Origin of the sequence: Pseudomonas sp. EMN2 (genome assembly GCF_009650555.1) — a bacterium.
Lineage (GTDB): Bacteria > Pseudomonadota > Gammaproteobacteria > Pseudomonadales > Pseudomonadaceae > Aquipseudomonas > Aquipseudomonas sichuanensis.
The window spans coordinates 22909-32522 of sequence record NZ_VZZR01000011.1 but is presented as its reverse complement, the minus strand read 5'-3'; the positions used below and the strand labels follow the sequence as shown (position 1 = coordinate 32522).

Here is a 9614-nt window from a genome sequence, read left to right as displayed (position 1 = left end):
AGCCACCTTCGGCGACGCGGTTGTTGCGTTCGATCAGACGATCCGAGCCACCTTCGGCGACGCGGTTGTTGCGTTCGATCAGACGATCCGAGCCACCTTCGGCGACGCGGTTGTTGCGTTCGATCAGGCGGTCCGAGCCACCTTCAGCGACGCGATCGGCACGTTCCTGCAGGCGTTCGGCGCCACCTTCAGCCAGGGTGTTCAGCGGCTGGGCAACAGTGGCTGCGCTGGAGCGCGATTCGGCGCTCAGGTGCTGGTCTTCAGCGGGCAGGGCGAAAGCGTTGGCGGCAAGTACGGACAGGGTCAGGCTCAGCAGCAGATGGCGTTTCATGATTCGGTGCTCCTCTCGGGGGGCTGAAAAGTGGCTACGGAGGCAATGCTACGCCGCGTAACGCCAGAGAGAAGTTCATCAGGGTAATGGTAACAATCGACGCTATTGATACTCAGGTGCGACAGCTCTGAATCAAGGGTTGTGGCGATGATGGCGGCAGTGTGCGCTGCCGATTTCGCAGTAACACCCTGGCGCGTGGCAGACCAATAGCGCAGAAAAGTGCCAGGAAAACTTCGTTATCATGGCAACCCGGACTAAACCCTGCGGGTTTTCGTCAGTCCGACATGTTAAGTGCCATCGTTATGCCCGCCTCATGCCCTGCAGCCAGGAGAACCCCGCAATGACGCGCCCCGCCAGAATCCTTGTCTGGACCTTCGCCACCCTGGCCACGCTGCTGGCGATCCTGGTAGTGGTTATTGCCACCTTCGACTGGAACCGCGTAAAGCCACTGCTCAACGAGAAGGTGTCCGAGGCCCTGCATCGGCCCTTCGCGATCAACGGCAACCTCGCCGTGCACTGGCGCACCGCACCGGAAGAAGGCGGCTGGCGCGCTTTCGTGCCCTGGCCGCATTTCACCGCCGAAGACCTCACGCTGGGCAATCCGGACTGGCTCAAGGAGCCGCGCATGGTCGGCCTCGAGCGGGTCGAGTTCCGCCTGGCGCCACTGCCGTTGATCGTCCAGCGCATCAGCATCCCGCGCATCGACCTGGTCAAGCCCAGCGCCAGCCTCACCCGGCTGGCCGACGGCCGCGCCAACTGGACCTTCGACTTCGGGCCCAAGGACGAGAATGAGCCCCCGTCGAAATGGGTGTTGGACATCGGCGCCATCGGCTTCGACCAGGGCAATGTCAGCTTCGACGACCAGACCCTCAAGACCAGCCTGAAGGTGCAGATCGACCCGCTGGGCAAGCCGATCCCGTTCAGCGACATCGTCGGCAAGGCCCGCGCCGAGAAAGCCGGCAACGCCCAGGCCTACGCCTTCGGCCTCAAGGCCCAGGGCCGCTACAAGGGCCAGGCAGTGGCGGCCACCGGCAAGATCGGCGGCCTGCTGGCGCTGCAGGATGCCAGCCAGCCGTTCCCGCTGCAGGCCGACGCCCGTATCGGCGACACCCAGGTGGCGCTGGCCGGTACCCTGACCGACCCGCGCAACCTGGGTGCCCTCGACCTGCGCCTGGAGCTGTCCGGCAGCAGCCTGGGCAACCTCTACCCGCTCACCGGCGTGACCTTGCCGGACACCCCGGCTTATGAAACCGACGGCCACCTCAACGCCAACCTGCATGCTGCCGAGGGGGCGCAGTTCCGCTACGAGGGCTTCAACGGCAAGATCGGCGCCAGCGATATCCATGGCGACCTGGCGTTCGTCGCCAGCCAGCCCCGGCCGAAACTCACCGGCAACCTGGTGTCGAACCAGTTGCTGTTCAAGGACCTCGCGCCCTTGATTGGCGCCGACTCCAACAGCCAGCAGAAAGCCCGTGGCGGCGCCAGCAAGCAGCCGGCGGGCAAGGTGTTGCCGGTGGAAGAGTTCCGCACCGAGCGCTGGCGGGCCATGGATGCCGACGTCACGTTCGCCGGCAAGCGCATCGTCCACAGCGAGCAGTTGCCGTTCAACGACCTGGCCGCCCATGTGATCCTCGACGATGGCCTGTTGCGCCTGGAGCCGCTGCGCTTCGGCGTGGCCGGCGGCAACCTCGACTCCAACATCAGCCTGGACGGGCGCAGCACGCCGCTGCAAGGGCGGGCCAAGCTTACCGCCCGCGGGTTCAAGCTCAAGCAGCTGTTCCCAAGCTTCGCGCCGATGCAGACCAGCTTTGGCGAACTCAATGGCGATGCCGACCTGCGCGGGCGCGGCAACTCGGTGGCGGCGTTGCTGGGTACCTCGAACGGTGACCTGCGCCTGCTGATCAACGATGGCGCGATCAGCCGCAGCCTGATGGAGATCGCCGGGCTCAATGTCGGCAATTACGTGGTCGGCAAGCTGTTCGGCGACGAGGACGTGAAGATCAACTGCGCGGCGGCCGATGTGGGCATCAAGGATGGCCTGGCCACTACACGCCTGTTCGTCTTCGATACCGAGAACGCGATCATCTACATCAACGGCACGGCCAACTTCGCCAGCGAGCAGCTGGACTTGAAGATCACCCCGGAATCCAAGGGCGTGCGGCTGTTCTCGTTGCGCTCGCCGTTGTATGTGCGCGGGCCGTTCGCCAAGCCGAATGCCGGCGTGCAGGCGGTGCCGCTGGCGCTGCGTGGCGCGGGGATGGTGGCCTTGGGTGTGGTGGTGGGGCCGGCGGCGGGGCTGCTGGCGCTGATCGCGCCGAGCAGTGGCGATGCGCCGAACCAGTGCACGCCGCTGTTGCAGCAGATGAAAGCCGGCAAGGCGCCGGCTGCGGTGAACAAAGGTCGTTGAAGTGCGTGGGAGCGGCGGTTCGGCGCCCCGACTTGCCCCGCGATGGTTTCAAGGCCATCGCGGGGCAAGCCCGCTCCCACGTAGGTATTGTGTTTACAACCCCTGCAACAGATCCGACATATCGTCCGCGTGCTCTTCTTCCTGCTCCAGGATGTCCTCGAAGATCCGCCGTGTGGTCGGGTCGCTGTCGCCGATGAACTGGATGATCTCGCGATAGCTGTCGATGGCGATGCGCTCGGCCACCAGGTCCTCCAGCACCATTTCCTTCAGGTTCTTGCCCTCCACGTACTGGGCATGTGAATGCTTGCTCAGGTTGTCCGGGTTGAAGTCCGGCTCGCCGCCCAGCTGCACGATGCGCTCGGCCAGCTTGTCGGCGTGCTCGGCTTCCTGGGTGGCATGCTCGAGGAATTCCGCTGCCGCAACACTGGCCTTGATGCCGCTGGCCATGAAGTAGTGGCGCTTGTAGCGCAGCACGCACACAAGCTCGGTGGCCAGCGACTCGTTGAGCAGGCGCAGGATCTTCTCGCGGTCGGCCTGGTAACCCTCGGTCACCGCGCCGTTTTCAGCGTGCTTGCGCGCACGTTCGCGCAGGGTCTTCACATCGGTCAGTTCAACGCTCATGTTCATCTCCGAAAGCATCAGGGTGGTCATGCGCCGTGGGCGGCGTCGCTGTCTTGCTGGCGTTGCTTGCACGTCTTGAAGCCCTTGGCATCGACATGCCCGGTGGCGTCAAAGCGCACGTAGTAGGCCTGCTGGTGGCCGTCGCGGTTGAGGATGTAGTCGTTGCAGGTGCCGCCATGGGGCAGATCGATGACATTCGACGGGTTGCCGCCGATGGCGATGACCTTCTGCATGGTCATGCCGTTTTCCACCTGCTTGACCAGCGGCTGGTCGCGGTAGGTCACGTAGTCCACCGGGTTTTCCGGGCGGCTGCTGCAGGCGGCGAGGGTGGCGCTTGCCAGAAGAATGGCCAGGGTCTGCTTGTACATGGTCCCGCTCCTTGCTCGAGGGTCTGTTTTGCTTGGAACCGCGCGGCGCGCCAGGAGTTCGATTGCGCAGGGCGCAAACGGCGCTGTAGTGTGGGCCGGTCGTCCATGGAGAGGGGCAGGGGCAATGACGCAGGCGTTGGCTACACGCTATCCACTGGTGCTGGTGCCGGGCATGCTCGGGTTTGTGCGCTTGCTGCTCTATCCCTACTGGTTCGGCATTGTCCCGGCCTTGCGCCGGGGCGGCGCGCAGGTGTTCCCGGTGCAGGTCTCGCCCTTGCATGGCAGCGAGGTGCGCGGCGAACAGTTGCTGGCCATCATCGAAGACATCTGCCAGCGCACGGGGGCCGAAAAGGTCAACCTGATCGGCCACAGCCAGGGCGCGCTGAGTGCGCGCTATGCGGCGGCGAAACGCCCTGACCGGGTAGCTTCGGTGACCTCGGTGGCCGGGCCCAACCATGGCTCGGAGCTTGCCGACCACCTGGAGCGCACCGCACCTGGCGACTCACCCCAGGGGCGCATCCTCAAGGCTGTGCTGCATGGCCTGGCGGTGTTGCTGGTGTGGCTGGAGACCGGCTGGCGCCGCGATCCGCTGCCGATCGACGTGCATGCCTCGCATCAGTCACTGACCTGCGCCGGGGTGGCGCTGTTCAACCAGGCTTATCCACAGGGGCTGCCCGAGGTCTGGGGCGGGGAAGGGCCGGGTGAGGTGAACGGGGTGCGCTACTACTCCTGGTCCGGCACCCTGCAGCCCGGGCGCACCGACCAGGGCCGCAATCGCTTCGATGGCAGCAACCGCTTCTGCCGCCTGTTCGCCCGCAGCTTCGTCAGGGAGAAAGGCCAGTGCGATGGCATGGTCGGGCGCTTCAGTTCGCACCTGGGCCAGGTGATCGGTGACGACTATCCGCTCGATCACCTGGACATCGTCAACCAGTCGCTCGGCGCGGTGGGCAAGGGCGCCGAGCCGGTGCGGCTGTTTACCGAGCATGCCGCCCGGCTCAAGGCGGCGGGGTTGTAATCAATCGCGGGGCAAGCCCGCTCCCACGCAGCAGCTCTATGCCTGGTGGGAGCGGGCTTGCCCCGCGATCATGTGCAGGCGCTACCGACGCACCGGCGTAGTCCAGCGCTCGGCCAGCAGCACCCCAACCAGGGTCAGCAAGCCGCCCACCAGGTGATAGCTGGCCAACTGCTCATCCAGCACCAGCGCGGCAATCACCGCCGTCACCACCGGCAGCAAGTTGAAGAACAGCGTGGTCCGGCTCGGCCCCAGCCGGTGCACCGCCTGCATCCATACCCGTGGCGCGACCATCGAGGCCAGCACGCAGGCATACACCACCAGGCCGATGTTTTGGCCGTTCAGCCCGGTCTTGGGCGACAGCAGGAACAGTGGCAGCAGCAGCAGGATCGCCACCAGGATCTGCAGGTACAGCAGTTGCATCGGCGGCAGGCGCAGTTGCCATTTTTTCAGCAGGAAGCTGTACAGCGCATAGGCGAAGGTGGCCACCAGCATCATCAGGTCGCCGCTGTTCAGGCCCTGGTGCAGCAGCGCCGAAGGTTGGCCGGCCGAGACCACCTCGAGCACGCCGAAGAACGACACCAGCGCGCCGAGCAAGGCGCCGTAGCTCAGGCGCTGGCCCAGCCAGGCGATGGACAGCGCCAGCGACATCAGCGGCATCAGCGACAGGATGATGCCCATGTTGGTGGCGCTGGTGATGCCGGCGGCGAAGTAGGCCAGGCTCTGGTAGATGGCCATGCCCAGCACGCCCAGGACGAAGACCTTGGCCAGGTGCGGGCGGATCGCTGCGCGGTTGCGCCATACCTGGGGCAGCAGGAAGGGGGTGAACAGCAGGCCGGCCAGCAGCCAGCGGTAGAAGCCGATCTCGGCCGGGAAGATGGCCCCGGCGGACAGCTTGGTGACCACGGTGTTGCCCGCCCAGATGAGGATGGCGGTGAGGGGGAAGAGGTAGTTCATGAGGCATCTCGGATAACGGTGAACACCTGTGGGAGCGGGCTTGCCCCGCGATGGCGGCCGCCTGGGTGACAATACCGGGGCAGGTGACGCAATCGCGGGGCAAGCCCGCTCCCACGGGGAGGGTGTGATGCCTGGCATTATCGATTGTCTGTTCAAATCTCTATACTCCCATCCAGACAACCCGCCCCGCGAAGCAGCCAACATGTCCCGCCAGTACCTCGACATCCCGCAATTCGACCAGCTCCCCGCCCCGGTCTACTTCCGCTACGACGAATTCGGCGCCGGCAGCCAGAGCGCGCCCCATCGTCACCCCTGGGGCCAGCTCAACTACGCCTCCCACGGCGTCATGCACCTGGATGTCGAAGGCCAGCGCTTCATCTCGCCTCCCCACTACGCCGTGTGGGTGCCGCCGGGCACCGAGCACGGCTGCTACAACCCCCAGGCCATCGTCTACCGCTCGGTGTACCTGGACCGCAGCCTGTGCGCCGAGCTGCCGGCCCAGCCCTGCAGCCTGGTGGTCAGCGACATCCTCAAGGCAATCCTCGGCGACTTCGCCCGGCGCGACCTCAAGGTGGCCCAGGACGCCTGCGACCAGCGCCTGGTCCAGGTGTTGCTCGACCAACTGCACCAGGCGCCGCGGCAAACCTGCTACCTGCCGTTCGCCCACAGCGACAGCCTGGGCCAGGTGCTCGCCGGCCTGCAGGCCGAACCCGGCGACAACCGCCCACTGGCCGACTGGGCCGCGCAGGTGCATGTCAGCGAGCGCACCCTGGCCCGGCACTTCTTGCGCGAGCTGGGCATGAGCTTTGGCGAGTGGCGCCTGCGCCTGCGTTTTTTGCGGGCCATCGAGGCGCTGGAGGCCGGCACGCCGATCCAGGCCATCGCCTTCGACCTTGGCTACAGCAGCGGCTCGGCGTTCATCGCCATGTTCCAGCGCCAGGCCGGCTGCACGCCGGAGCAGTACCGGCGGCAGGCCCGGGCAGAGATGTAAGAATTGTTGTCTACACTCAGCTCGACAGGCGCGCACCGGGCGCGCCGCCAAGGAGACCACTCCATGAAGCTGCTGCATGTGCCACTGCTGGTGTTGGGCATGTTGATCGCAGGGCAAGGATTCGCCGCCACCGCGCAACAGGAAAAGATGAAGACCTGCAACGCCGACGCCACCGCCAAGGCGCTCAAGGGCGATGAGCGCAAGGCGTTCATGAGCACCTGCCTGAAGAAGGATGTGCCGCAGACCCAGCAGGACAAGATGAAGACCTGCAACGCCGACGCCACCACCAAGGCGCTCAAGGGCGACGAGCGCAAGGCGTACATGAGCGACTGCCTGAAGAAGAAATGACCTGCGCCTATGCCTGTGCTTTGAAGGCTGGCAGACTGCGGGACTTTCCGCTGTCTGCCGTCGAGGCTGTATGACCTTCACCCCCCGCCAGATCTCCCTTGCCAGCCTGGTCATCGTCATCGCCGGCCTGTTGCTGGCACTGCCCCTGAAGTTGCTGCCCAGCCTGCTGGCCGGACTGTTGGTGTTCGAGCTGGTCAACATGCTCACCCCGCGCCTGCAGCCGCTGATCGCCGGGCAGCGCGCCCGCTGGCTGGCGGTTGCCCTGCTGGGCACGCTGGTGGTGAGCACCCTGACCCTGCTGTTCGCCGGCGCCTTCAGTTTCCTGTTGCACGAAGCCGAGAACCCCGGCGCCTCGCTGGACAAGTTCATGGCCCTGGTCGAGCGCGCCCGTGGCCAGTTGCCGCCGTTCATCGAAGCCTACCTGCCGGCCAGCGCCGCCGAGTTCAAGGTGGCCATCGGCGACTGGATCAAGAGCCACCTGAGCGACCTGCAACTGGTGGGCAAGGGCATGGCGCACATGTTCGTGACGCTGCTGATCGGCATGATCCTCGGCGCCATCGTCGCCTTGCAGCGCATCCCCGACATTTCCCGGCGCAAGCCCCTGGCCGCGGCCTTGTTCGAGCGCCTGAGCCTGCTGGTGCAGGCGTTTCGCAACATTGTTTTCGCGCAGATCAAGATCTCGCTGCTCAACACCGCGTTCACCGGCATCTTCCTGGCCGTGGTGCTGCCGCTGTTCGGCGTGCACCTGCCGCTGACCAAGACGCTGATCGTGCTGACCTTCCTGCTCGGCCTGCTGCCGGTGATCGGCAACCTGATGTCCAACACCCTGATCACCATCGTCGGGATGTCGCTGTCGATCTGGGTGGCGGCGGCGGCGCTGGGCTACCTGATCGTGATCCACAAGGTCGAGTACTTCCTCAACGCGCGAATCGTCGGCGGGCAGATCAGTGCCAAGGCCTGGGAGCTGTTGCTGGCGATGCTGGTGTTCGAGGCCGCGTTCGGGCTGCCGGGGGTGGTGGCGGGGCCGATCTACTACGCGTACCTGAAGAGTGAGCTCAAGCGGATGGAGTTGGTCTGATTCAGTGGCCATCGCGGGGCAAGCCCGCTCCCACGCTGTGCACCTTCTGACACGTGGGAGCGGGCTTGCCCCGCGATGGGCCTTGAATCAAACGGTGCCGTAGCGCTTACGCGCCTCGATCGCCAGCCCGCTACCGATGCTGCCGAAGATATTCCCTTCCACATGCCGCGCATTGGGCAGCATGGCCGCCACGCTGTTGCGCAGTGCCGGGATACCGCTGGAACCGCCGGTGAAGAACACCGTGTCCACCTGGCCTTCATTCACCCCAGCCCTGGCCAGCAGCTCGGTCACGCTGCCGCGTACACGCTCCAGCAAGCCATCGATGGCATCCTCGAACAAGGCGCGGGTCAGCTCGGCAGAAAGCCCCGGCTCGATGCGGCCAAAGTCGACGCTACGGCTGTCACGGTCGGTCAGCTCGATCTTGCTGGCCTCCACTTCCATCGCCAGCCAGTGCCCGGCGCGCTCTTCGATCAGCTTGAACAGGCGGTCGATGCCCAGGGTGTCCTCGATGTCGTAGCGCATGTTGCCCAGCGCCAGCTGCGACTTCTGCGAATACAGGGCGTTGATGGTGTGCCAGGTGGCCAGGTTGAGGTGGTAGCTGGTGGGCATCAGCGCGCCGCTCTTCATCCGGCTGCCGTAGCCGAACAGCGGCATCACGCCCTGCAGGCTCAACTGCTTGTCGAAGTCGGTACCGCCGATGTGCACGCCGCCGGTGGCGAGGATGTCGTCCTGGCGCTCGTCCACCAGGTGACGCTCGGGCGACAGGCGGATCAGGGTAAAGTCCGAGGTACCACCGCCGATATCGACGATCAGCACCAGCTCTTCCCGGCTGATGCCCGACTCGTAGTCGAACGCCGCGGCGATCGGCTCGTACTGGAACGACACGTCCTTGAAACCGATCTTGCGCGCCACCTCGGCCAGGGTGTCCTCGGCCTCCTGGTCGGCAGCCGGGTCTTCGTCGACGAAGAACACCGGGCGGCCCAGCACCACCTGGTCGAACTCGCGGCCGGCGGCGGCTTCGCCACGCTTTTTCAGCTCGCCGATGAACATGCCCAGCAGGTCCTTGAACGGCAGGGCGCTGCCCAGCACGCTGGTGTCGTGCTTGATCAGCTTGGAACCCAGCAGGCTCTTGAGCGAGCGCATCAGGCGGCCTTCGTAGCCTTCCAGGTACTCGTGCAGGGCCAGGCGGCCGTACACCGGGCGACGTTCCTCGATGTTGAAGAAGACCACCGAAGGCAGGGTGATCTTGCCGTCTTCCAGGGCGATCAGCGACTCGACGCCCGGGCGGTGCCAGCCGACCGTGGAGTTGGAGGTGCCAAAATCGATGCCGAGGGCGCGGGCCGGGGATACGTCAGACATGAGGGGAAAGCTTCCGGAGGCAAAACGGCCGCGCAGTGTATGCCAGTTGGCTACAGAATCAAGACCGGTCGTCTGCCGTGAGGCAAAGCCAAGCGCACCTTGAAAGGCTATGCTTGGCCCCTATCTTCAGTTGCAACCTGCA

Annotated in this window: 10 protein-coding genes; 5 read left to right on the top strand and 5 right to left on the bottom strand. The window is 65.4% G+C overall.

Annotation, left to right across the window (positions count from 1 at the left end; all coding sequences use genetic code 11):
• The coding region (locus tag F6X61_RS04340) for a phage infection protein (RefSeq protein ID WP_153785563.1) at nucleotides 1-331 on the bottom strand (331 nt) is incomplete at its 3' end.
• A gap of 340 nt (nucleotides 332-671) precedes the next feature.
• Between F6X61_RS04340 and F6X61_RS04335 the strand changes: the two genes are divergently transcribed.
• Entirely contained in the window at nucleotides 672-2738 is a 2067-nt protein-coding gene (locus F6X61_RS04335) for an AsmA family protein (RefSeq protein WP_153785562.1), read from the top strand.
• A gap of 93 nt (nucleotides 2739-2831) precedes the next feature.
• On the opposite strand, the gene F6X61_RS04330 is transcribed toward F6X61_RS04335, so the two are convergent.
• Nucleotides 2832-3359: a bacterioferritin gene (locus F6X61_RS04330; protein WP_371923654.1), complete on the bottom strand. Its 528-nt coding sequence runs from the start codon at nucleotides 3357-3359 to the stop codon at nucleotides 2832-2834.
• Nucleotides 3360-3385: 26 nt separating this feature from the next.
• Nucleotides 3386-3727 carry an osmotically-inducible lipoprotein OsmE gene (gene osmE, locus F6X61_RS04325; protein ID WP_110992977.1) on the bottom strand — a complete coding sequence of 114 codons (342 nt, stop codon included), beginning with the start codon at nucleotides 3725-3727 and terminating at the stop codon, nucleotides 3386-3388.
• 124 nt (nucleotides 3728-3851) lie between these two features.
• Between osmE and F6X61_RS04320 the strand changes: the two genes are divergently transcribed.
• Nucleotides 3852-4742, top strand: a complete 891-nt coding sequence (locus tag F6X61_RS04320) for a triacylglycerol lipase (RefSeq protein WP_153785560.1) — start codon at nucleotides 3852-3854, stop codon at nucleotides 4740-4742.
• 81 nt (nucleotides 4743-4823) lie between these two features.
• Here the strand turns inward: F6X61_RS04320 and F6X61_RS04315 are convergent, their stop codons facing one another.
• A complete protein-coding gene (locus tag F6X61_RS04315) occupies nucleotides 4824-5696 on the bottom strand; it encodes a DMT family transporter (RefSeq protein ID WP_153785559.1) in 873 nt (290 codons plus the stop codon).
• Nucleotides 5697-5898: 202 nt separating this feature from the next.
• Here F6X61_RS04315 and F6X61_RS04310 point away from each other — a divergent pair, with 202 nt between their 5' ends.
• The 3 genes from F6X61_RS04310 (at nucleotide 5899) to F6X61_RS04300 (ending at nucleotide 8113) form a co-directional block, all read left to right on the top strand.
• The gene (locus F6X61_RS04310; RefSeq protein WP_153785558.1) at nucleotides 5899-6687 is read left to right on the top strand and encodes a helix-turn-helix transcriptional regulator; all 789 of its coding nucleotides are present in this window, start codon (nucleotides 5899-5901) and stop codon (nucleotides 6685-6687) included.
• 63 nt (nucleotides 6688-6750) lie between these two features.
• Nucleotides 6751-7035, top strand: a complete 285-nt coding sequence (locus F6X61_RS04305) for a PsiF family protein (RefSeq protein WP_153785557.1) — start codon at nucleotides 6751-6753, stop codon at nucleotides 7033-7035.
• A 70-nt stretch (nucleotides 7036-7105) separates the two neighbouring features.
• Complete coding sequence (locus tag F6X61_RS04300) at nucleotides 7106-8113, top strand: AI-2E family transporter (RefSeq protein WP_125465731.1); 1008 nt, start codon at nucleotides 7106-7108, stop codon at nucleotides 8111-8113.
• Nucleotides 8114-8200: 87 nt separating this feature from the next.
• Here the strand turns inward: F6X61_RS04300 and F6X61_RS04295 are convergent, their stop codons facing one another.
• Entirely contained in the window at nucleotides 8201-9472 is a 1272-nt protein-coding gene (locus tag F6X61_RS04295; RefSeq protein WP_153785556.1) for an Hsp70 family protein, read from the bottom strand.
• Nucleotides 9473-9614: the final 142 nt, after the last annotated feature.

Bases quoted from the DNA above. Each gene is read 5' to 3' on its own strand.
- F6X61_RS04330 (WP_371923654.1), bottom strand. From the start codon at position 3,359: ATGAGCGTTGAACTGACCGATGTGAAGACCCTGCGCGAACGTGCGCGC.
- F6X61_RS04295 (WP_153785556.1), bottom strand. From the start codon at position 9,472: ATGTCTGACGTATCCCCGGCCCGCGCCCTCGGCATCGATTTTGGCACC.
- F6X61_RS04320 (WP_153785560.1), top strand. From the start codon at position 3,852: ATGACGCAGGCGTTGGCTACACGCTATCCACTGGTGCTGGTGCCGGGC.
- F6X61_RS04335 (WP_153785562.1), top strand. From the start codon at position 672: ATGACGCGCCCCGCCAGAATCCTTGTCTGGACCTTCGCCACCCTGGCC.
- F6X61_RS04300 (WP_125465731.1), top strand. From the start codon at position 7,106: ATGACCTTCACCCCCCGCCAGATCTCCCTTGCCAGCCTGGTCATCGTC.
- F6X61_RS04310 (WP_153785558.1), top strand. From the start codon at position 5,899: ATGTCCCGCCAGTACCTCGACATCCCGCAATTCGACCAGCTCCCCGCC.
- F6X61_RS04305 (WP_153785557.1), top strand. From the start codon at position 6,751: ATGAAGCTGCTGCATGTGCCACTGCTGGTGTTGGGCATGTTGATCGCA.
- F6X61_RS04315 (WP_153785559.1), bottom strand. From the start codon at position 5,696: ATGAACTACCTCTTCCCCCTCACCGCCATCCTCATCTGGGCGGGCAAC.
- osmE (WP_110992977.1), bottom strand. From the start codon at position 3,727: ATGTACAAGCAGACCCTGGCCATTCTTCTGGCAAGCGCCACCCTCGCC.